The sequence below is a fragment of the Nostoc sp. DedVER02 genome (assembly GCF_034530675.2).
Taxonomy (GTDB): domain Bacteria; phylum Cyanobacteriota; class Cyanobacteriia; order Cyanobacteriales; family Nostocaceae; genus Nostoc.
In genome coordinates this window covers 1-22,283 of sequence record NZ_JAVRCP020000018.1, presented here as the reverse complement: position 1 = coordinate 22,283, position 22,283 = coordinate 1, and the positions used below count along the sequence as shown (strand labels likewise).

General features: G+C 41.9%; 16 protein-coding genes and 2 pseudogenes. 17 read left to right on the top strand and 1 reads right to left on the bottom strand.

The genetic code is table 11. From position 1 onward, the window contains the following. Positions 1–843: 843 nt before the first annotated feature. Positions 844–1,566 (top strand): response regulator transcription factor, encoded by a 723-nt coding sequence (locus RMZ41_RS18675; protein ID WP_322643406.1) that lies wholly within the window; start codon positions 844–846, stop codon positions 1,564–1,566. Positions 1,567–1,706: 140 nt separating this feature from the next. Here RMZ41_RS18675 and RMZ41_RS18670 read toward each other — a convergent pair whose 3' ends face one another. Then, the gene (locus RMZ41_RS18670; RefSeq protein ID WP_322643407.1) at positions 1,707–3,068 is read right to left on the bottom strand and encodes a lipid-A-disaccharide synthase-related protein; all 1,362 of its coding nucleotides are present in this window, start codon (positions 3,066–3,068) and stop codon (positions 1,707–1,709) included. A gap of 331 nt (positions 3,069–3,399) precedes the next feature. Between RMZ41_RS18670 and RMZ41_RS18665 the strand changes: the two genes are divergently transcribed. The 16 genes and pseudogenes from RMZ41_RS18665 (at position 3,400) to RMZ41_RS18590 (ending at position 22,063) form a co-directional block, all read left to right on the top strand. After that, the gene (locus RMZ41_RS18665) at positions 3,400–5,484 is read left to right on the top strand and encodes an outer membrane protein assembly factor (protein WP_322643408.1); all 2,085 of its coding nucleotides are present in this window, start codon (positions 3,400–3,402) and stop codon (positions 5,482–5,484) included. A 492-nt stretch (positions 5,485–5,976) separates the two neighbouring features. Beyond that, positions 5,977–7,572 carry a serine/threonine protein kinase gene (locus tag RMZ41_RS18660; RefSeq protein WP_322643425.1) on the top strand — a complete coding sequence of 532 codons (1,596 nt, stop codon included), beginning with the start codon at positions 5,977–5,979 and terminating at the stop codon, positions 7,570–7,572. A 136-nt stretch (positions 7,573–7,708) separates the two neighbouring features. After that, positions 7,709–8,305, top strand: a pseudogene (locus tag RMZ41_RS18655) (transposase); the annotation flags it as partial. A 253-nt stretch (positions 8,306–8,558) separates the two neighbouring features. Then, positions 8,559–8,990 carry a MetQ/NlpA family ABC transporter substrate-binding protein gene (locus RMZ41_RS18650; RefSeq protein ID WP_322643409.1) on the top strand — a complete coding sequence of 144 codons (432 nt, stop codon included), beginning with the start codon at positions 8,559–8,561 and terminating at the stop codon, positions 8,988–8,990. Positions 8,991–9,015: 25 nt separating this feature from the next. Then, positions 9,016–9,993: a methionine ABC transporter ATP-binding protein gene (locus RMZ41_RS18645; RefSeq protein WP_322643410.1), complete on the top strand. Its 978-nt coding sequence runs from the start codon at positions 9,016–9,018 to the stop codon at positions 9,991–9,993. Between the two features lie 93 nt (positions 9,994–10,086). Continuing rightward, positions 10,087–10,950 (top strand): annotated as a pseudogene (locus RMZ41_RS18640) (MetQ/NlpA family ABC transporter substrate-binding protein). Positions 10,951–10,990: 40 nt separating this feature from the next. Beyond that, positions 10,991–12,328 (top strand): LLM class flavin-dependent oxidoreductase, encoded by a 1,338-nt coding sequence (locus tag RMZ41_RS18635; protein WP_322643411.1) that lies wholly within the window; start codon positions 10,991–10,993, stop codon positions 12,326–12,328. A 301-nt stretch (positions 12,329–12,629) separates the two neighbouring features. After that, positions 12,630–13,658, top strand: coding sequence for an aliphatic sulfonate ABC transporter substrate-binding protein (locus RMZ41_RS18630; RefSeq protein ID WP_322643412.1), 1,029 nt, complete (start codon positions 12,630–12,632; stop codon positions 13,656–13,658). A 63-nt stretch (positions 13,659–13,721) separates the two neighbouring features. Then, positions 13,722–14,960: an acyl-CoA dehydrogenase family protein gene (locus tag RMZ41_RS18625; protein WP_322643413.1), complete on the top strand. Its 1,239-nt coding sequence runs from the start codon at positions 13,722–13,724 to the stop codon at positions 14,958–14,960. A 233-nt stretch (positions 14,961–15,193) separates the two neighbouring features. After that, the gene (locus tag RMZ41_RS18620) at positions 15,194–16,411 is read left to right on the top strand and encodes an LLM class flavin-dependent oxidoreductase (protein ID WP_322643414.1); all 1,218 of its coding nucleotides are present in this window, start codon (positions 15,194–15,196) and stop codon (positions 16,409–16,411) included. A 191-nt stretch (positions 16,412–16,602) separates the two neighbouring features. Next, positions 16,603–17,259: a methionine ABC transporter permease gene (locus RMZ41_RS18615; RefSeq protein WP_181927421.1), complete on the top strand. Its 657-nt coding sequence runs from the start codon at positions 16,603–16,605 to the stop codon at positions 17,257–17,259. Between the two features lie 68 nt (positions 17,260–17,327). Beyond that, positions 17,328–18,173 (top strand): MetQ/NlpA family ABC transporter substrate-binding protein, encoded by an 846-nt coding sequence (locus tag RMZ41_RS18610; protein ID WP_322643415.1) that lies wholly within the window; start codon positions 17,328–17,330, stop codon positions 18,171–18,173. Positions 18,174–18,449: 276 nt separating this feature from the next. Next, entirely contained in the window at positions 18,450–19,523 is a 1,074-nt protein-coding gene (locus RMZ41_RS18605) for an aliphatic sulfonate ABC transporter substrate-binding protein (protein ID WP_322643416.1), read from the top strand. Between the two features lie 71 nt (positions 19,524–19,594). Next, positions 19,595–20,704 (top strand): LLM class flavin-dependent oxidoreductase, encoded by a 1,110-nt coding sequence (locus tag RMZ41_RS18600; RefSeq protein WP_322643417.1) that lies wholly within the window; start codon positions 19,595–19,597, stop codon positions 20,702–20,704. Positions 20,705–20,733: 29 nt separating this feature from the next. Next, entirely contained in the window at positions 20,734–21,495 is a 762-nt protein-coding gene (locus tag RMZ41_RS18595; protein ID WP_322643418.1) for a class II aldolase/adducin family protein, read from the top strand. A 256-nt stretch (positions 21,496–21,751) separates the two neighbouring features. Continuing rightward, positions 21,752–22,063 carry a hypothetical protein gene (locus RMZ41_RS18590; RefSeq protein ID WP_322643419.1) on the top strand — a complete coding sequence of 104 codons (312 nt, stop codon included), beginning with the start codon at positions 21,752–21,754 and terminating at the stop codon, positions 22,061–22,063. Positions 22,064–22,283 lie beyond the last annotated feature (220 nt).

The following is a 22,283-nucleotide window of genomic DNA, read 5'->3' as shown; positions in this document are numbered from 1 at the left end:
TTGCTATCATCTCTACAAAGTTAAAAGCTTTAGAACAAATGACTTCCAATAAATTAGCCATTTCCAAACCAAAAATTATTCCTTTGAAGACAATAGACCGAGTTAATTTGAAGTAAAATAAAATACTTTACTAAGCTTAAAACAATTGTAAATGAGTGAGCAAGCGACCGTCCTCAGTCATTGGTGAGAGTTGTATGCCATTATTGTGTACCATAAGCTTGAGCAGTTTGAATCTTCAGATTGATTAGACTAAGTAAATCAGAAAATACTGCTGATACCTATGTATTATTTTTAAATAATCCTACCTCCTTGAGTTTAAGTAATTTTCGGAGCGATCGCAGTCTCCCAGTGTTCGAAAAATCACCGAAACCCTACCAAATTTAAAGCTGTCTGATTCCCTCCCATAAGAATGCCCATCGGTTTCATCAACCTGATGAATTCAAGGTATTTGCTTAAAAACCCCTCAAAACCATCCTTCATTCTCTCAAAAGATAAATTTGACCTGTTGTAGATTGTCTGTTTTTCTAAGCTTTTTGCAAAGCTTTATAGAAGTTAATAGTAATTAACTAATGTTACATAGCAACTGCAAAGCTAAATTTTGAGCAAGGGGACAGCAATTTTGCATTAGTCTCAATATTTCATACTTTTTATCCAAGTATCCATATATCTTCAGCTAGATATGTCCTCTATCTAAAATATGAAATAATCAGATATTTCTTATTTCTATCGGTGGATGCAGAGTGATTAAAAAATCATCTATCTTTAGTTTGGGAAAATAAGAGAGAAGCGCTTACAAAAGGTAATATTTTGAAAGATGCAAACAGCATAAAAGCGAGTGTAGCGATGAGTGAAATTAGCATTATTTTAATTGAAGATCATGACTTAACACGAATGGGGCTAAGAGCGGCATTACAGGCTCACAGCGCATTGAAAGTAATTGGTGAAGCAGCAAATGCTACCCAAGGTTTAAAACTTTTGGAAACGGCAAAGCCAGATGTAGCTGTTGTAGACATCGGTTTGCCTGACATGGATGGTATTGAACTCACTCGTAAATTCAAACGTCAACAAGCTGAAACTGGGCAAACGGCAACTAAGATTCTCATCTTAACGATGGATCATACAGAGGATGCGGTACTTGCAGCGTTCGCGGCGGGTGCTGATTCTTATTACATGAAAGAAACAAGTATCAGTAAATTAACTGATGCTATCCAAGCAACTCACGGCGGTAACTCTTGGATTGATCCGGCAATTGCCAACGTGGTATTGCGGAAGATGCGGCAAGGTATTCCTGGAGATAACCAAAGTTCTGATAAACCAAAAACTGTAAAGATTGAGGCGCTGGCATCAGAATACGAGCAAGTTTTAGAAACATACCCCCTAACTCAACGAGAATTAGAAATTTTAGAGTTGATTGTAGCTGGGTGTAGTAATGGTCAAATTGCCGAGAAATTGTACATTACAGTTGGTACTGTAAAGACTCATGTTCGTAATATTCTAAATAAATTATGTGCTGATGACCGTACCCAGGCTGCTGTGAGGGCCTTACGCTCTGGGTTAGTAGCATGATAAGTGCTAAGTGATGAGTGATGAGTGATGAGTGCTGAGTAGAGATGAGGAAGTGGGAATAAGAGAGTGAGAGAGAAGAATTAATAACAAATGACAAATGACAAATGACAAATGACAAATAAAAAATGACAAATATCTTTTCAAAATCGTTCTTGCAAACATTCTGCAATCCGTAGTGCGGCTCCTGGTTTACCCATGCGTCGCAGTCCGTTTTCGGCAATAATCTGCAAAATATCAGGATCTTTGAATAAAGACTGTACAACCTTCGCTACTTCTACTGGCTGATCGATTAAAATTAAAGATGAGCCTAAAAGACGACTTTGAGCTTCAGCAAAAGCAAGATTATATTGTGGCCCATTACCGGGAATCGCGATCGCAGGTTTCCCTAAACCGATAAACTGTTCTGTAGCTGTACCTGCCATTGCGATCGCAAAATCTCCTAAATGCAAGCAATCGTTATAAGCTTTTTGAGTCAGCAGTAGATATGCATTTCTTTGTTTAAATGTCAAAACATTTGGATCGGCAATTTTGATAGGACATACCGATTCCGTTTGCCAGCCTTGAGATTGCACACTTTGGGATAAAATATTAGAGTCTAAACCAGAAGCGATCGCACCTAAAAACACCACTGTGCCAGAAGTATAAAATATTGAATCTCGCTCCTGAAAACTTGCCATTAACGCAGATACCGCAATCATAATTGTTTCCCAGTTGTTGTATGCCTCTGGCATACGGGAACCAGGAAGAAGAGTCACTATCAAAGGTCTAACTGTTTCTTGTTGTTGAATATTTCGACCATAAAATTGTTGGCGCGAAAAGGTTGGTTGTAGACCATCCATCATTGGATTACCCAAATTAAAAGCGGGAATTGGCCATTGTTTTAAGGTTTCCGTCGTCAGCGCATCTCTAGGAAATACCGCCTTACAACGACGACGACTCATTAACCAACGTTCCCAAGGATGGTAAACTGAACCGGAAAAGTTTTCCCAACGTGCATCTTTAGATTTTCGTGGTAATAATCCAGCTTCATCGCGCACATGATATTCAGATTTCGCCGTACCTACAAAAGCATAATTAGCACCACTAAAAGTTGCAAATAACAGGGGAACAATATCTCCCACAGCTAAAATTGCTCTTCTATTACCTAATTTTTTTTGAGAACTCACCCAGCGGCGGACAGCTTTAATCTGGCTGAGGGTAAGTTGCAATAAGCCACCGCGTACATCCCGCGCCAATTGGCGGCCATCCATATAAATAAAGCCGCCAGAAGGCATAGTGCGGACTGAACCAATGAGGGGGATATCTAATTGTTGGTAAGCACGTCCTTCACCCACTAGAGGTAAAGCAAATATCTCTGGTGGGTTTGATTGTTGTTGAAGTTCTTGCAAAATCCGAACTGCAATCCCATCTTCCCCATGACCATTACTTAATACAAGTAACCGTAAAGGAGAGTTTGCAGGTGGAGAGTTAGAACCTAAAGATAAGCGGGATACATTACTCATAAGAAACAAAATATCAAAATTAACTGTCTGTTTGGGTAAGAGGTATAAAAAAAGGGGAAAAGGTTAAAGGGGAAAGGGGAAAGGGATGAACAGGTCGCGCCACTTGTGGGCGAGGTTTTTACCTTCCTCATAAAATTTGGATTATTATCGCGCCACTTGCGGGCGAGGTTTTTATATTTAATTTGACCCACTTACTTGCTTTCCTACAAACAACACCAAATTCGGAAAGGATAAAATTCTTGGAACAGGTTTTTAGTCAAGTATTTTAATCCAAAATCTAAAATCTAAAATCCCAAATTAATATAACTCCCTGTTAATTAGGTTAAATATTATGCGAGTTTCCGCTACTGCAATTTTTACTTTAGCTACTTTAGCTGCTGCCAATGCCACTCAGCAAGCAACGGCTGCATCTGCTAAAACCGTTACTCCAACTGCAAAAGCTGGGAACTTGGTAGTACCGATAATTGAAGACACTCCCGCACGGATAGAGACAATTGCTTCCCCAGAAACTATAGTTGCACAACAGTTTTCCCAAAATCCCGTCGCCGTGCAAACAGGTGTAAGCAAAAATTCCCCAGTAATCTTAAAGTCAGCACAAGAAGTAAATTCCCAAGTTATCCGCCCCATTTCTCCCCCCTCCCCTACTCCTTTTCCCTCATCTCCCCAAAAAACTACTACTGAAAGTAGTTTAGTAGTCACAGCTACAGATGTACAAGTAGTGGGAGCCAATCAAGAATTGCAGGAGATTATTCGCAAAGTTATTAAAACTCAAGTGGGTGGAGAAACTAGTCAAAGCCAGCTACAAAAAGATGTAGCGGCAATATTAAATACAGGTTTATTTAGCAATGTCAGTGTGAATAGTTTTAGCACAAAGACTGGATTGAATGTAGTTTATCAAGTGCAACCGGTGATTGTGCGATCGCTCCAATTATCTGGTGCAAAAGTCCTCACCTACCAAGTAGCCCAACAACGTCTGCAATCTCAAATAGGAACCACCATCAGTCCCGCAGCACTCCAGCAAGGAGTAGCACAAATTAATAAGTGGTACGCCGACAACAGTTATAATTTGGCACGAGTGCTATCAATTAAACCCAGTTCTCAAGGCATTCTCACCGTAAATGTTGCTGAAGGCTTGGTGAGTGAGATCAAATTTCGTTTTGTCAACGACGAGGGTAAAACCGTTGATAGTAAAGGTAATCCCGTCGGAGGACGTACTAAACCAGATTTCTTGCAACAGCAACTAAAACTCAAACCTGGTCAAATCTTCCAAGAAAATATAGTTAAACAAGACATCCAACAACTATATCAGACTGGTTTATTTCAGAGTGTGAATGTCGCCTTAGAAGGAGATGCGACAAAACTTGATTTAGTCTACCAACTTAAAGAAACTGGGGCACGTGGTGTTAACGTGGGTGGGAGTTACAATGCAGATCAAGGTTTGGTAGGCACAATCAACTATCAAGATCAGAATGTTGGTGGTATTAACGATACATTAGGTGTGAATGTTGGCGTGAGTACCCGAGACTTGCAATTTAATAGCAAATTTGTCAGTCCTTATCGCGCAACAAACCCCGATCGCTTGGGGTACACTGTGAATGGTTTTCGTAATCGGGAACTTTCGGAAACCTTTGACGACAAGATTAAGCTAGCTAACGGCGACACAGTGCGGGAAGGTCAAATTGGCGGGAGTGTCAGCTTACAGCGACCAATTGATAACTGGAATACCTCATTAGGATTAAACTATACCCGAACTAGTATTCGCGATCGCCAAGGTAATATTACTCCAACGGACGCGCAGGGAAATCCCCTTTCTGTAAGTGGAACTGGTATTGATGACCTAACTACAGTATCCTTCACCGCCACCAAAGACCAACGAGATAATTCCCTCAACCCAACTAAAGGTTCTGTTTTGAGTCTGAGTACAGAACAATCTATTCCCATCGGTCAAGGTAATATTTCCCTAAATCGCCTGAAAGCCAATTACAGCCAATATCTACCAGTCCAGTTATTTAATACCAAACAGCCACAAGTATTTGCTGTGAATGTCCAAGCTGGTACTGTTCTTGGTAATTTACCACCCTATGAAAGCTTTAACTTGGGTGGTTCCAATTCAGTGCGCGGTTACGATTCAGGTGACGTGGGAAGTGGGCGCAGTTATGTTTTAGCTTCCGCGGAATATCGTTTTCCTGTCGTTCCAATCGTTGGCGATGTATTATTTGCCGATTTTGCTTCAGATTTAGGCTCAGGTGATACTGTATTAGGAGATCCGGCTGGTGTAAGGAACAAACCAGGTTATGGTTTTGGTTATGGCGCTGGAGTGCGAGTCAATTCACCACTAGGCTTAATTCGGGCTGATTATGGCATTAATGACCAGGGAGAAAGCAAAGTGCATTTAGGTATAGGTCAGCGATTTTAACCGGATTTATCACAAAAACTGAAAATTGGTTGCTATTCAAAAACAATCTATAAGTTCTTGTATCGCTCGGTTCTAAACTCCGATTCGGGAAGATTACCACACAATATTATCACATCTGTTCTAGGGGCAATACCCTGCGGGTACTCCGTTGGAGAACTCGTAGAGTAGCCGCTTTGCGTCTACATGAATTGCTCCCATAACACGGATATATTTACCATCAAATAATGAGTAATAAAATGAAAATCTCTTTAATTTTGAATTTTTAATTTTGAATTCGGAGCGAAGCGACGTGACTCTCGCGTTATCATCTGAAAAAGATAAAACTCTTGCGATCGCTCGGAGGTCTTTCTCACTTAGAGAGTTTCAACAACTAAATCATCTCGTAAAATAGATAGGCAAAAACCCTGCTCTATAATATGGGAAAATTTCTTGGGAATCCCTCAATACTCAGGAATCGCTACTTATCTGCTCACTCAGGAATCAGGACTCTTTATGTTAGCAGGCACAATTTTGCAGGATGGAAAATATACCCTAATTCAAGAAATAGGGCGGGGTGGCTTTGGGATTACGTTTAAAGCTACCCATCACTACTTGGGCCAGGAGGTAGTGATGAAAACCATCAATGAACGGCTGCAACAACATCCTGATTTTACGAAATTCGAGCGCCAATTCCAAGATGAAGCCAGACGATTAGCTACGTGTATCCACCCAAATATAGTCCGGGTAAGTGACTTTTTTGTAGAAGCCGGACTGCCTTACATGGTGATGGAATACATTCGTGGTGAAACCTTGGGAGACGCATTTGTATTACCAGGAATCACCTTACCGGAAGCTACAGCAATCCATTATATCCGGCAAATTGGGGCAGCCTTGCAGGTAGTACACAACAATGGTTTGCTACACCGGGATGTCAAACCAGATAACATTATTCTTCGTCAAGGAACCCAGGAAGTAGTACTAATTGATTTTGGCATTGCCAGAGAATTTAATGGCAGTGTCAGACAGACTCACACTGGTTTGGTTTCTGAAGGTTATTCTCCAATTGAGCAGTATTTGACACAAGCGCCGCGCACGCCCGCCACCGATGTTTATGGTTTAGCCGCCACCTTGTATGCACTATTGACAGCACAAGTACCTATGCCAGCATTATTGCGCGATCGCGAACAAATGCCTTCTCCCCGTGAACTACAACCACACTTGAGTGCTGCTGTCAATCAGGCAGTAATGCGCGGCATGGCGGTAGAGTCTCGTTTTCGACCAGCGACAGTTGCCGAGTGGTTACAATTGCTACCTGGAAATCAAGGGAATCTGTCACCACAAGGCTTAACAACTTATGCAGTCCCAACCATCAATTTATCCGCCCAACAAGCTGCAACTGTGCTGGGTATAACTGCCCAAAATCGTCTTCATAACCCGCCTGCGGTGGCACAGCCCAACCCAGATATCGCCAACAAAAATCTACTGACTAAAAAACCTAGCTCATCAATATTTATTGGTATCGGTGTAGCCCTAGTTGCTGCTACAGCAGGTTTTGGCATCACTAGCATCTTACCCAAATCGCAGCCACAGCCAACTGCAAAGCCGCTTTTTGAACAGCCAACTCAAGAACCAGCTGCGAAAGCACCTAGCTTGGAGAATGGTGACACCTCAAGAACCGAATCAGCGCCTGTTTCTAATTCCAAGCAGCGCCGGCGTAATCGTCGTTCTTCCCCCGAAGAAACTCCCAGCAGCCCTACACAAGAATCACAACGCGGCGATTTAGAGCAATCCGCACCTTCACCTTCACCTAGCGTTTCCCCCACACCCTCGCTAGTGGAAAAACTACGGGCAATCCGCTCATCTCGCAGTGCTTCCCCCGCACCATTGCCACAAAAGAACTCACCCACATCTAATCAGAATTCTGCCTCCCCTCAACCAGTGATTCCGTCAAATTCTGTAGTTATACCAACAGCACCACCCATAGAATCCAAATCAGATCCTTCGGCTGTAGTAGTACCAACACTGGAAAAGCAAAATTCACCGACTGATAATCAACCCCAAAACGATCAGAAATCTCAGGAAAAGCTACAAGATGACAATAATTATTGATACTTTCCACAGCTATAAGCCGGGGATTATTAAAGAGACCATAAACGGAGCTTCAAAGGCGCTATCAAATCGCCGCCACTGATTCTACCGAGATTAAATCCCAGTTTTACCGCTACTTTTTTTAAAATATTTGCCAAAATATACAGGAGTACTCAGCAGCGACGATTTTAGTGTCTACAATGGTTATGCAGTGAGTGACCAACAGAAATGTTTGGCTCATTTACGCCGTCACTTCAAAAAACTAATTATACTTCCAGGTCTTCACAACCAAGCTATTGGCGAAGCGTTTGTTGATTTAATTGATGAAGCCTTTAAAAATTACGCTCACTGGTTTGAAACTCTTGACTCCACCAGTTACAACGACTGGGTTAATCAATTCAAATCTAAGTTACAACAAACGCTCAATCAGTGGATTGACAAGGCAGGAGCAAAAGCCAGCCAGCTTTTACGTTCTTTACGGGATAAAGCTTCTCAATGGTGGTATTTTCTTGAAAATCCTGAAGTTCCCCCTGATAATAATCAAGCCGAACGATCGCTGCGTTTAGCTGTGACAAAACGTAAGATTAGCGGTGGTTCTCGAACGATTGCGCGGTTTCAACACACTGCCAACTTGTTGACGGTAGTGCAAACTTGCCGTCGTCAAGGTAGGTCTATCATTGATTTTTTTGCACAAGCTCTAATTGCTGACTCTAATAATAGTCTGTCTCGTCCTTCTTTACTTCCCCAATATTAGACCTGAATCCTTACGCTTTATACAATTTTAAATATTACTAGTTTATTAATAAATTAGTAATATTTATGATGGCAAAATAACTTTATTAATATTTAATTTAGATTAGCTAACTGTTATAATAATTATTTTTAGATACTATCCAAAAATTTTCAATTTAGTCGCCGATAATACTACCATTTTAAAATTTAACTTCTATCATATTTTATCTACTAAAACTAAAAAACTATCAGGATTCAGCTAAACTCTCAAGGATGTGCCGAATAAAGCCCTCGTCACCATTCCTGATGATGTTAGCAATGCTCATCGCGCTTTAAAAGTGTTGGAAGAATCAGGCTTAATAAAACTCAAGCAAAATGTCCGTCCTGCGAGTCCTAAAGATATTATTGCAAATCCCAAGAACATCCAAATTAAAGAGATACCAGGAGCGCAAGCAATTCCTAGTTTTCCTGATGTGGACTTAGCAGGAGTTACGGGTAATTGGATTGTCCAAGCCGGATTGAAAACCGATAAAGACGCTTTAGCATTAGAGTCAGCTAACGACCCAATTTATGCTGTGACTGTCACTACATTAAAAGGCAAAGAAACCGACCCCAGAATTCAAAAACTATATAAGTTATTGCGTGATGATAAAGTTAAGCAATTTATTAAAGATAAATATCAAGGGGCAGTACTTCCCATTCCTTAAAAATTTATCGTGGAGGGATTTTGAGATGATCGAATTTACTGATGTACGCAAAGTTTATAACCAAGGCAGCCAGAAAGTTCTAGCTTTAGATGGAGTAAGTCTTATCGTCAAACCAGGAGAAATTTTTGGTGTTTTAGGTCAAAGTGGTGCAGGTAAAAGCACTTTAATTCGTTGTGTTAATCAGTTAGAAAAACCAACATCAGGTTCAGTTGTAGTTGACGGACAGGAGATGACAAAGCTTTCTGGAGATAAGTTACGTCAAGCTCGTCAACACATTGGCATGATTTTTCAACACTTCAATTTACTAAGTTGCAGAACTGTCGTGGAAAACATTGCTTTTCCTCTGGAAGTGATGGGTTACAGTAGACTGAAACGCCGGACTAAAGTGGAAGAATTGATTTCACTTGTTGGATTGACAGGTAAAGCTAATGCTTATCCGGCACAACTTTCTGGTGGTCAAAAGCAACGGGTAGGTATTGCTAGGGCTTTGGCTGGAGAACCAAAAGTTTTACTTTCTGATGAAGCAACATCAGCACTTGATCCGCAAACTACGAGGTCAATTTTAGATTTATTGCGCGACTTGAACAAGCGCATGGGTTTAACAATTTTACTGATTACCCATGAAATGGCTGTAGTCAAGCAAATCTGCGATAGTGTCGCTGTACTCAATGCTGGCAAGATTGTGGAAAAGGGATATGTTAGCGATTTAATCGCCAAGCCAGAATCATTTCTTTCACAGGAATTTTTTCCCCATCGCAATGGTTATAAACCAAAGCCTGGTGCAGTTATTGCCACGATCGCCTTTGCAGGAGAACAAGCCAGTCAACCAATTTTCGCCACCCTAGCCCGTAATTTTGATGTCGATATCAATATCCTCAGTGGGAGTGTGGAAACAGTAGGCGATCGCCGAGTTGGTCAGTTTCACATTGAATTAGAAGGTCAAAAGGTAACTCAAGCTTTGAAATATTTGCATGAAGCAGAATTTGAAGTACAGGTGCATTGAATTGCGGATTGGGAAGAAAATCAAAATTAAATCTGACCTTCTCAATTACAGAATTTCCTTTCTACCCTTTATTAAAAATTACTAATTATTATCATGTTTTATCCAAAGCTCTATCGCCGCTATTTTATCCTAACAACAGGGTTGGCGATCGCATCTATTTTTTTCGCTAGTTGTACACCAAAACCAAGTTCATCTACGGGTCAATTAGTCAGCCAATCAACTAAGACAACAGTACTAAAAATCGGGTCTCGAAATACCACCACTGAGGATGTTTTGAAGTTCATTCAAAAAGAAATAGCCTCCAGCCAAGGCTTAGATTTTCAAATCGTGACTATCGCTGATTCAGTGAAAATTGACGATGCTCTTAAGAGTGGGGAAATTGATGCTAATTTTTTCCAACATGAACCGTTTATGAAACAAGCTGCCAAAAGACTCAACGCAGATTTTGTCATGTTAAATCGTAGTTATACCACCATAACTGGACTCTATTCAAAACGACTAAAGATAAAATCAGTCAATGAAATTCCTATAGGGGCGACAATTGCTATTTATAATGATGACAGCAATCAAGACCGCGCCTTGAAATTCCTCAAACACATCAACTTAATCAGTTTAAAATAAAAACCAGGGGAGTATTACAGCATCAAAGATATAATTAAGCATCCCAAAAATATCCAAATTAAGGAATTAGACAATTACGCTATTGTTAGAGCGTTAGACGATCTAGATTTAGCTGTGACATCTGCATCCTTCCTTGTGCAAGCAAAGGTATCTCTAAATCCTATTGTGTTAGACGAAATTGGCATGGCTAACAAAAATTATGCGGTGGGTTTAGCAACTTTAGAATCAAAAGTAAATGATCCCAACATCCAAAAACTAAATCAATTGGTTGTCGATCCCAAGTTGAAGGACTATATAAATAACTACTTCAAAGGGACGATTGCACCTGTATTTTAATTACGAATTACGAATTACGAATTACACATACGGAGGACTGATGAGCAGATCGAAGCAATTAAAACTAGGTGCTTTTATGCGCCCGGTAAGCATACATACAGGCGCTTGGCGCTATCCTGGGGCTTTGCCTGATGCTAATTTCAACTTCCCAGCACTGAAACGATTCATCCAGAAACTAGAGCAAGGCAAGTTTGACGCATTCTTCATGGCAGATCATTTAGCGGTGCTGAATATGCCAGTTAACGCTTTGAAACGCAGCCATACTGTCACATCCTTTGAACCTTTCACCCTGCTTTCTGCCCTTGCCAGCGTCACCGAACACATCGGACTAGTAGCCACCGCTTCCACAACTTATGACCAGCCTTACCACATCGCTCGCCGCTTCGCGTCTCTCGATCATATTAGTGGCGGTCGCGCTGGCTGGAACATCGTCACCACAGCCAATCCAGACGCAGCCCTCAACTTTGGATTAGAAGAAGAGGTAGAGCATGATGAACGCTATCGGCGGGCTAGAGAATTTTATGATGTTGTCACGGGTCTTTGGGATTCCTTTGCTGACGATGCGTTTATTCGGGATGTGGAAGCAGGGATTTATTTCGACCCTGCAAAGCTTCACGTTCTGAATCATCAGGGAAAATATCTCTCGGTGCGAGGGCCATTGAACATCGCCAGACCTGTCCAAGGCTGGCCGGTAATCGTTCAGGCAGGCGCATCTGAAGCCGGACGGCAATTAGCTGCCGAAACCGCTGAGGCTGTGTTTGCACCTGCTAGTAATCTGGAGGCTGGCAAAGCTTTATTTGCAGACATTAAGGGACGAGCGCAGGCAATCGGACGTGACCCAGACAGCATAAAAATCCTTCCAGGTGCTTTAGTCATCGTGGGGGAAACCGTCGCCGAGGCACAGGCCAAGCGTCTTCATTTAGATAGCCTAGTACATTATGACAGTGGGATTGCTAGCCTAAATAGTGCTATTGGCTACGACGTTTCGGGTTTTGACCCGGATGGCCCCTTGCCAGAAATCCCACCGAATAACGGTGGTCACTCTTCACGAGAAAGAGTAATCGCCTTAGCACAACGTGAGAATTTGACTATTCGACAACTGGCGCAACGCATTGGCAGTTACGGCGGACTGGCCTTCGTCGGCACACCCCAAAGCATCGCTGATGAGATGGAGCAATGGCTGATTGAGGAAGGCTCTGACGGTTTCAACATCATGTTCCCTTTTCTTCCTGAAGGGCTGAATGATTTTGTGGACAAGGTTGTGCCAGAACTCCAACGGCGTGGAATCTTCCGCAAAGAGTATGAGGGTAACACCTTGCGCGAAAATCTGGGGTTGGCGCGCCCTGCTAATCGCTTTTTTCAGACTAGTCTAGTTTAAGTAGCGATCGCTAGTTATTACACCTAGCATTCATTTCATTTTGCCCACTTGCATCAATAGCACAGTCATCCTTGCTTCTTGATTTTTAGATTAGCTTGTGGTATATTCCGTGCAATTAACAATCTACTGCAAATCTATCGCCTTGCAGTAGATTTTGGTTTTTGTCAGATTAGGCAGTTTGTAAGCGGACTCTAATCGCAAAATAAAGAATTTCCGCTCTCTAACTTTTACATCATTTCAAAATCAGTTCTTAGTAGTAATTAAAGCTTGTATTTTAACCCCAGGAAATTGGTAATACATCATGGTAGCAATATTTAAAAAAGGTAGCTTTCTCATGTTCTTAGTAGCTGGAGTATTTACCCTGTCTACAAGCCTAGTTGGTTGTAGCTCACAAACTACAGAGAAAACCGCTGTTGCCTCTAGTAACATCAAGACCAAAGTATTACGGATGGGCTATCAGTCGGCTGGAGATATAGTCAAGATTAAAGGAGTTTTAGAGAAGCGTTTAAAGCCACTTGGTATTTCTGTAGAGTGGTCGAAATTTGCCGCTGGGCCGCAACTTCTAGAAGCAATGAATGTAGGAAGTGTGGATTTCGGTTCTGTTGGTGAAACTCCACCTATCTTTGCTCAAGCTTCTGGTGTTCCTTTCGTATATGTTGCTAGTACTAAACCTGGTACTGGTGAAGGAACTGCTGTTGTAGTCGATAAAGACTCTTCAATCAAGACTGTAGCTGATTTAAAAGGTAAAGGACTAGCTTTCCAAAGAGCCACAGCACAGCAGTACTTCGTTGTGAAGGTTTTAAAAGAAGCCGGATTAAAACTTAGTGATGTTAAACACATTAACCTTACACCATTAGAAACTCGTGCAGCATTTGAACGTAAGAGTGTTGAAGCTGCTGTTGTTGGCGATCCTCACTTGGCTGTATTTCAAAAAACTGCTAGGGTTCGCATTCTCCGCGATGGTAAAAATATTACTACCCAAGGAGGCTACTGGTTAGGTTCGCGCACGTTTGTTAAAGATAACCCTGAGCTAGTCAAAGCCATTTTGGAAGAGATTAACAATATCGGTAAATGGGCTGAAAACAACCCAAAAGAGGTTGCCGAACTAATTTCACCCGAAGCAAAAATTGATGTTCCCACATTGGAATTAGTTTCAAAGCGGCGGCGTTACACTCTAAGACCCCTTAGTGAAGAAGTTTTATCAGGACAGCAGACGATTGCTGACTTGTTCTATGAGCAGAAATTTATCACCAAGAAAATCAACGTTAGGGATGCGATTCTCTCTGCTGAACAGTATGCTGCTTTTACTCCAACAGATGTCAAGCCTTAAGCAACAATAACCCTACCACTCACCAACATAGATTTTTCATCAGATATTCGGAGATAAAAACTAATGATTAAGAGTCCAGAAAAACTTGCAGATACGACAATTCAATTTTCGGCTCCTGTGAAAGCAAATTCGCCAGAACTTCAGCAGCTTTTTGATTTTATTGCACTGGGGGCAAGTGAGCGCGATCGCGATCGCATCCTTCCTTATAATGTGGTTGAATTGATCCGGCGTTCCAGGTTGGGTGCATTGCGAATTCCCATTGCTGAAGGTGGTGGTGGTAGCACCGCACGCGAACTATTCGAGGTCGTGATTCGGCTGGGGGATGCCGATCCAAATGTCGCTCACATTGTGCGGAATCATTTCTCTGTTACAGAGCGAATTTTGCGTTCTGAGCGCACCCAAAGAAATCGTCGCTGGCTCAAGGCAGTCGTCGATGGCGCGATTATTGGACTCGCTTCAACCGAACTGGAAAGCAAGCGATCTGGTGGTGGTCAAGTCGCAAATACAAAATTAACACCCGATGGCGACGGCTATCGGCTGAATGGAACAAAGTATTACAGCACTGGCAGCCTTTATGCAGACTTGATTTTCGTGCGTGTGCTAGTACCCGATGGCACTAAAGCATTTATACTCATTCCTACAAACCGCGAAGGGATTGACCTTGTGGATGACTGGGACGGCTTTGGTCAAAGGCTTACAGGCACTGGAACGACAACATTCAAAAATGTCCGTGTAGAGGCGGATGAAGTAATTTTTGAGACAGATACAGACAAAGACAACCTGCCATACAACATCGTCCCGCAATTATTTTTAACAGCAATCAATGCTGGTATTATTCGCAGCGTTCTACGCGATGCAACAGCCCTCATTCGTAACAGGCCCCGGACTTTCTACCATGCTGTATCCGAGCAAGCCTCAGAAGATCCAATCTTGCAGCAGACTATCGGGCAGATTGCCGCCAATGCCTTTGCTGCCGAAGCGATTGTTTTAGCAGCAGCTGATGGTCTTGATCGCCTCCCTGCTGCCCAAGCTCAGGGTGAAGAGGCAGAGACGGCTGCGGCACTGGCAACTTCTCTGAGTGCATCCAAAGCCAAATTGATTGTTGATGATTTGGCTTTACGTTCAGCCACTTTGCTGTTTGAAGTTGGTGGGGCTTCCACAACAAAGAAAAGCTCCAACTTTGATCGTCATTGGCGCAACGCCCGTACCTTATCCTCACACAATCCAAATCATTTTAAGGCTCGTGCGATCGGGGACTACGAAATCAACGGTACACCATTGCCGCAACGAGGATTCTTCTAATTTTGTTCAAATCCCTGACCGAATTTTAAATTTTGGATTTTGGATTTTGGATTGAAGATTCAAAATTTAAAAGGGGTTACAGAGCAAGCGAATTTAAACGCGCAAACAATTCTTTATTGCTCTTTTCAATCTAAAATCTAAAATCCAAAATTGTTTGACTTATAACATCCAGGAAAACACTTTTTATCAGAAGTCGGGGATCTCGCAGCCAACCGAAACCGTTGAGAGGAACTATGAGTGCAATTGATACTACTTCTTTGAAAGCAAGTAAAGAGGCGATGTCTGGCGACAAGCCGCTTGGCGTTTACGCTTCTCCAACAGACTATCCCCAAAGCCCATTATCCCAAGCTCTCCGGCAACCAGTACTGCTAGGGCTATTCTTACCGATTCATCACGGTGGTTGGAGTTCTTCTAACCTCCCGCGCACTACAGACTGGTCGTTTGATTACAATGCCAAACTGACCCAAAAAGCTGAGAAGTTAGGTTTTGACCTTGTTTTCGGCTATTCTACCTGGCAGCCAAAGGGCGGACAAGGGCCAACTCGGACAGAAGCAGGTTTAGATGCCTTTATTGCTACTGCTTCCCTTGCTGCCATTACCTCACGCATTCTATTAATCTCAACAATTCATGTTCTTTACGGGCCTTGGCATCCCATCCATCTGGCTAAATTTGGTGCGACACTTGACCACATTTCTAAAGGTCGCTGGGGAATTAATGTTGTCACCGGACACCGGGCTTATGAGCATGAACTGTTTGGCTGGAGCCAAATCGAACACGATCGCCGCTATGAACTCGCTGATGAATTTGTCACCATCCTCAAACGACTCTGGTCGGAAACAGAGAATTTTTCTTATAAAAGTCAGAGTTCTTGGCAGTTTAAGGATGCTTACATCAGTCCCCGCCCGCTTTATGGTCGCCCCATCCTAGTTAACGCCACTGGCTCAGATGCTGGCATTGAGTTTGCGGGTCGCCATTCTGATATCGTATTTATCACCAGTCCGGCTGGCGGTGACATAGAAAGCGCTTTGTCATCGTTACCCGCCCATACAGCCCGTGTCAAACAATCAGCGATCGCTAATGGTAGACAAGTCCGCACTCTCCTAAATCCGCTTATTGTTGTGCGGGAAACGGAAAAAGAGGCAGAAGAATATGCTCAAGCAATAATCGACCATGCCGATTATGAGTCAATTGCTGGACGTTCTCGCGTTAGCAGCGATGCACACGCCTGGAGGGGGCATAAGAAGGGAAATCTGCGTCATGATGTTGGCAGTGCGATCGGCGGTAATGTGCAGCTAATCGGTTCACCCGAACAAATTACCGAACAACTTTTGCAACTGAATAAGGCTGGTGTCGATGGGTTCCAGCTTGCCTTTTATGATTTTGAGCCTGATCTGGATTTCTTCGGTAAGCGCGTTTTACCACTGCTGAAGCAGGCTGGACTGAGACTTTAAACGCAGAGGAACACAGAGGTAAGCGCAGCGAAAAGTTGCGTGCGGTGAGGTAGTCCGGTCTTGGGGGTTTCCCCCATGAGGAACTACCGAACCCGGAGGGGGGTTCCCCCCGTTGAGCAAACTTTTCAAGACAGAGGAACGCAAAGTTTATTTGAGTCCATTCGCTAAAACTTATGTTAAGAGGTGGGTGAATGCAAGGACAAGAATTACTCCAAAGCTTGTTGCTAGCCACCAGTGAAACTTTTTACATGGTGGGTATATCTACCCTAGTTGCAATAGTATTAGGCTTACCTTTGGGCTTGTTGCTAGTGATGACAGGCCCCGGAAACTTGCTAGATTTTCCTCAAGTGCATAAAGTGCTGGGTGCGATCGTCAATACTGGACGCTCATTTCCTTTTATTATTCTGCTTGTCGTTTTAACACCACTCACCCGCCTAATTGTCGGCACTTCCATCGGTAGCACAGCTGCTTTAGTTCCCCTAACTCTCGCCGCCATCCCATTTTTTGGTCGTATCGCTGAAACTAGCATTTTAGAAGTTGATAAGGGACTAATAGAAGCTGCCCAAGCAATGGGGTGCAATTATTGGCAAATCGTTCTCAAAGTCTTGATTCCCGAAGCTTTGCCTTCACTGATATTAGGTATGACGATTCTAATTGTGAGTTTACTTAACTCTTCCGCGATGGCTGGGGCTGTGGGTGGAGGTGGATTAGGTAATTTGGCAATTCAATATGGCTACCAACGCTTCGATGTAGGCGTTATGTTTTCTACCATTGTAGTTTTGATTGCACTAGTACAAATTATTCAATTTATAGGTGATTTAATTGCACAGCGTATGAGAAAACGCTGAATGAAAGTAAGGAGACAGACGAGCAATATTTTACTCAGCATTTACAATTTACATTAATTAAAAATCTTATGAATAGACGCAGATTTCTCTTAACAGCTTTAGGTTCCCTGACTGTCTCTTCAATCTTTGCTAGTTGTAGCCAACAATCTACTCAAAACTCTACTAATACGCAAACAATTAGCCAAAAAGAGCAAAAAGAAGTAATTAAAGTTGGGGTGACTGGGATACTCTCTCAGGATATTTTAAAATTTGTGAATAACAATATAGCAGCAAAAGAAGGCTTGGAGATTCAAGTTGTTACCTTTAATGACTGGATACAACCCAACACAGCTTTGAGAGATAAGGTTATTGATGCTAATTTCTTTCAGCACAGACCTTTCATGAATAATGCTAGTAAAGAATTAAATCTAAATTTAGTAGCGTTGAATACAGTGTATTTGAACACGCTTGGTCTTTTCTCTAACAAATTAAAATCAGTAAGCGAAATTCCTCAAAATGCAACTGTGACAATTGCTAATGATGTCATAAATAACGACCGAGGATTACGGTTATTAGCAACTAACGGTTTAATTAAATTAAAAGAAAATCCTAAACAATTCGTGACTCAAAGAGATATTGCTGCTAACCCGAAAAACTTGAAAATCAAGGAAGTAGAAGGTGTACAAGTTGTCCGAGCTATTAATGATGTAGATTTCATTGTATCTTCTGCTCAAACTGTTGCACTTGCAGGAATAGAACCTAATTCTATGGGTGAAGAAACAGCTAAAGACAAGAAATACGCTCTTGCATTAGTTACATTACAAGGTCGAGAAAATGAGCCACAGATTCAAAAGTTAAACAAACTACTTGTCCATCCAAATGTCAAAGATTTTATCAACAAAGAATACAAAGGAAGGATTATACCAGTTTTTTAGAGATTTTCACTCAAATCAAAAATTTTTTTGATATTTGTGTCTATGAGTTTTTTACAGTTTATTCTCTCACTACTTATGTGTAGGTTCATATAGAAATACCTGCGCTAAATTCTCATAGTCAAAGATAAAGAAATATTGATTAGATTTGAACAACTCATCAAAAGGTGGTATCTTCTTTCTGTTACTACGGTAAATCGATCGAGTTAGTGTAATTTGTTCGTATCATTATAGATATGGCTGCTTAAATTCCTAAAAATTGGTATTAAGGATTCAATTGTGGTGAATTATTTAAAAGAACACCGCTTTCAATATAAACAAAAATGTATTAACAGTAAAAACGTTGCGATCGCAACGTCTTTTCTTGCTTTGATAGCTTCTAGTTGCAGTCAACAAACAGCTATCAATGCCACAGCTAACTCAGATTCCTCTTCAAAAACTATCACTACCAAAACTACAGATAAAAACAATGTGATTCGCTTGGGCTACCAAAAAGGCGGGATTATTCCCATTGCGCGTCAACGAGGTGAGTTAGAGCGTCAGTTAGCCACGCAAAATATTAAAGTTGAATGGAGTGGGCCATTTGACCGTTGCGCTACGCTTTTAAGTTCTCTCAATGGTAATCGAGCAGATATTGGCGGCTGTGGTGATATTCCTTCCATTTCTGGAATTGCTGCTGGACAACCTCTTTGTATTGGCTCTGTACAGCGTCCTAGTCCAGATTCTTTGAGTAGTGCCATCTTAGTTCGTGGTGATTCTCCCATTCGTAAACCGACTGATTTAGTAGGTAAAAAAGTTGCTGTTAATCAAGGTGGTGCGGGCGAATATCTGTTATTAAAAGTTTTGGAAAAAGAAAATATTCCTAAAGAGAAAGTCCAGCGAGTTTACTTATCACCGAATGATGCTGCACCTGCTCTATATCAAGGTTCTGTTGATGGGTGGGCAGTTTGGGAACCTTATATTTCCATTGCCCAATTAGAGCATAAGGCACGGAGAATTACTACTACACACCCTGCTCCTACCTACGGCATTATGGTTGTTCGTGGTGATGCAGCTAAAGAAAATCCTGTAGCAGTGAAAGCTGCTCTCACTGCTTTGAGTGAGGATGGTGAATGGTTAAATCAACATACTAATGCTGCATCAGATTTTTTAGTTAAAGAGCTAAAAATCTCTGATACTGTAGCCAAGCAAGTTACTAAAAATCGAGGCCCAGAGTCTTACATATTTCCTAATGCTGAAGATATCACCAAGCTTCAGAAAACAGCTGACTGGTTGCTAGAGCAAAAAATTATTCCGCAACGAGTAGATATTGCAACGGCAGTATGTCCGTTAGAAACTACCGCCGCTAGGTAGGAAAGATCAAAAGAGGCAAAGAATAACTACCACTAAAAACTTAAATAACAAAGATTTGGAGCAAAATTAATATGTCTGTGGAATTTATTGGCATGATTGGTACGCGAGAAGCGTCTGAATTACATGACCCTACTGTATCTCTCACGGGAGGAAGTATAGACTTAGCTTATGTCCGCAAATTTGCAAAAGTCCATGAAGATGGTGGCTTTGATCGAGTATTAGTTGGTTATAGTTCTACAGGGCCGGATGGCTTTAATGTAGTCAGTTATCTGGCTGCTGCAACTGAACGACTCAAATTTTTACTTGCACATAGACCGGGTTTTGTGGCTCCCACTTTAGCCGCCCGTAAATTAGCCACATTAGATCACTTTTCTAATGGTCGCGTTGCAGTGCATATCATTACTGGTGGAAGTGATGCCGAACAACAGCGCGATGGTGATTGGCTCGATCATGATACTCGCTATCGCCGTACCGATGAATATCTTGACATTGTGCGGCGAGTTTGGACGAGTGAAGAACCTTTCGATTATCAAGGGGAGTTTTACCAACTCAAACAAGCATTTTCGGAAGTTAAACCTTTACAGCAACCACATATTCCGATATATTTCGGTGGTGCTTCTGGTGCTGCTGTGGATGTAGGTGCAAAGCACAGTAATGTATATGCGTTTTGGGGAGAACCCATAGCTGCTATTAAACAACAGATCGCAGAGGTGAAAGCCGCAGCACCGCCTGGAAAAGATTTACGATTTAGTGTTTCCTTGCGTCCGATTTTGGGCGAAACAGAAGCAAAAGCATGGGAAAAGGCGCGTTATATTCTCTCACGCATCAATGAAAGCCGTGCTAAAGCAGGTATTCAATTATCTGCTGGTGCTTCTTTGCGACCTCAAGCTGTTGGTTCATTGCGGTTATTGGATTTTGCTAAGGAAAGCGAAATTTATGATAAGCGTTTATGGACACCGATCGCAGCTGCTACTGGCGCTCGTGGTAATACTACTGCTTTGGTAGGGACTCCAGAACAAGTTGCAGAGTCATTATTTGATTACTACAAAGCTGGAGTGACAACACTATTAATTCGCGGTTTTGACCCGGTGGAAGATGCGATCGCCTACGGTCGAGATGTGATTCCTTTGGTACGTCAACAAGTACAACAGCAAGAACGACAAACAGTAACCGTAGCTTAATGTCCCTGTGAAACAAGAAAGAGAAAATCATGCCAAATTTCACTAGACCACAACCGCCAGTCTTTGAACGAGTTGAAGAAGAACGACTCTACCGCAAACAACGCCTTGCGGCTGCATTTCGGTTGTTTGCTCGTTTTGGCTTTAGTGAGGGAACAGCAGGCCACATCACCGCCAGAGATCCTGAGTTTACCGACCATTTTTGGGTAAATCCCCTTGGCAAGTACTTTGGTCACATCCGAGTTTCTGACTTGATTTTGGTCGATAGAGAAGGCGAAGTTGTCAAAGGTAATGCTCCTGTCAATCGCGCCGCTTTTGCGATTCATTCACAGGTTCATGAGGCGCGACCTGATATAGTTGCAGCTGCTCATGCTCATTCTCTGCATGGTAAATCTTGGTCAAGTCTTGGTCGACTGCTTGATCCTCTAACTCAAGATGCTTGTGCTTTCTATCAAGACCACGCTCTATTTGATGACTATAAAGGAGTAGTTTTAGATACTTCAGAGGGTAAAAGAATTGCTGAATCTTTGGGAGACAAAAAAGCTGTCATTCTACGGAATCATGGCTTTTTGACAGTGGGACAAACAGTAGACGAAGCTGCTTTTTGGTACATTTCTTTTGAGCGATCGGCTCAAGCCCAACTGCTTGCAGAAGCAGCTGGCAAACCACTTCCCATTGACCACGAAACAGCAACTTTTACTCATAACCAAGTAGGAACCCATTCTGGTGGTTGGTTTAGCTTTCAGCCACTCTACGAGCGAATTGTGGGCGAAGAACCAGGCTTACTAGAGTAGTTGGTGGTTATTTTACTTCCTTGTTTTTTACCCAAAAATTAACGTGTCTATAAATTGGCTGCGGCAAAATTTTTTCTTCTCTCTGGGTTGCTTGTTAATAACAACAACAGCGTCGTCAAGAATTACTTCCTGTTTCTGACGAAGCTATTGCTTCTGGGCAAAAGGTTGCTGATACCTTTTTTCAAGCGGGTGTAATTTCCACAAAAGTTGATGTTAAATAACTTTGGGACAGCAGTTTTAACGAAGATATCGCCAAATGCCAATAATTGCAGCAAGAAGTAAAAAGCTAAATGTCAAAATCACTTTATTTTTAATAAGGGTAAAAATTATGTTTCATGGAATAGAAAGAGAACTATTAAATGGAGTACCTTGGTTATTTGGGCAACGGTCTCAATTACCAGATCATCTCCAATTAACAGATCACCAAGAAGATAAGATCCGTGATATTTGGGAATTACCGCCACAAGAATCTGCTGATCGTGAGCGTGTTCTTAAGCAGGAAATAAAATGGTTTGGAATTTTCAGCAAACTAAAAATTTTTTATTTATTGGCGGGTGCCAATAAATAAAGATAAGCATTATCAGCTACTCAAACTAATAGAAAATTTCAACTAATTTGCAATGTGCAGTAACCTTTAGCGTGGCGCTTATTTGTAAGAATTCAGGAGTCAGAATTCAGAATAGTTAAAGAATCAGGAGAACATTTGATGACTAATACCATTTCTTTGTGAGGCTGCGCCAAACCCTTTTAACTTCTTTCTTTGTGTCCTTTGCGTCCTTTGCGGTTCG

Excerpts from the sequence above, each read along its gene's own strand:
- RMZ41_RS18675 (WP_322643406.1), top strand. The coding sequence starts at position 844 with ATGAGTGAAATTAGCATTATTTTAATTGAAGATCATGACTTAACACGA.
- RMZ41_RS18670 (WP_322643407.1), bottom strand. The coding sequence starts at position 3,068 with ATGAGTAATGTATCCCGCTTATCTTTAGGTTCTAACTCTCCACCTGCA.
- RMZ41_RS18665 (WP_322643408.1), top strand. The coding sequence starts at position 3,400 with ATGCGAGTTTCCGCTACTGCAATTTTTACTTTAGCTACTTTAGCTGCT.
- RMZ41_RS18660 (WP_322643425.1), top strand. The coding sequence starts at position 5,977 with ATGTTAGCAGGCACAATTTTGCAGGATGGAAAATATACCCTAATTCAA.
- RMZ41_RS18645 (WP_322643410.1), top strand. The coding sequence starts at position 9,016 with ATGATCGAATTTACTGATGTACGCAAAGTTTATAACCAAGGCAGCCAG.
- RMZ41_RS18635 (WP_322643411.1), top strand. The coding sequence starts at position 10,991 with ATGAGCAGATCGAAGCAATTAAAACTAGGTGCTTTTATGCGCCCGGTA.
- RMZ41_RS18630 (WP_322643412.1), top strand. The coding sequence starts at position 12,630 with ATGGTAGCAATATTTAAAAAAGGTAGCTTTCTCATGTTCTTAGTAGCT.
- RMZ41_RS18625 (WP_322643413.1), top strand. The coding sequence starts at position 13,722 with ATGATTAAGAGTCCAGAAAAACTTGCAGATACGACAATTCAATTTTCG.
- RMZ41_RS18620 (WP_322643414.1), top strand. The coding sequence starts at position 15,194 with ATGAGTGCAATTGATACTACTTCTTTGAAAGCAAGTAAAGAGGCGATG.
- RMZ41_RS18615 (WP_181927421.1), top strand. The coding sequence starts at position 16,603 with ATGCAAGGACAAGAATTACTCCAAAGCTTGTTGCTAGCCACCAGTGAA.
- RMZ41_RS18610 (WP_322643415.1), top strand. The coding sequence starts at position 17,328 with ATGAATAGACGCAGATTTCTCTTAACAGCTTTAGGTTCCCTGACTGTC.
- RMZ41_RS18600 (WP_322643417.1), top strand. The coding sequence starts at position 19,595 with ATGTCTGTGGAATTTATTGGCATGATTGGTACGCGAGAAGCGTCTGAA.
- RMZ41_RS18595 (WP_322643418.1), top strand. The coding sequence starts at position 20,734 with ATGCCAAATTTCACTAGACCACAACCGCCAGTCTTTGAACGAGTTGAA.
- RMZ41_RS18590 (WP_322643419.1), top strand. The coding sequence starts at position 21,752 with ATGCCAATAATTGCAGCAAGAAGTAAAAAGCTAAATGTCAAAATCACT.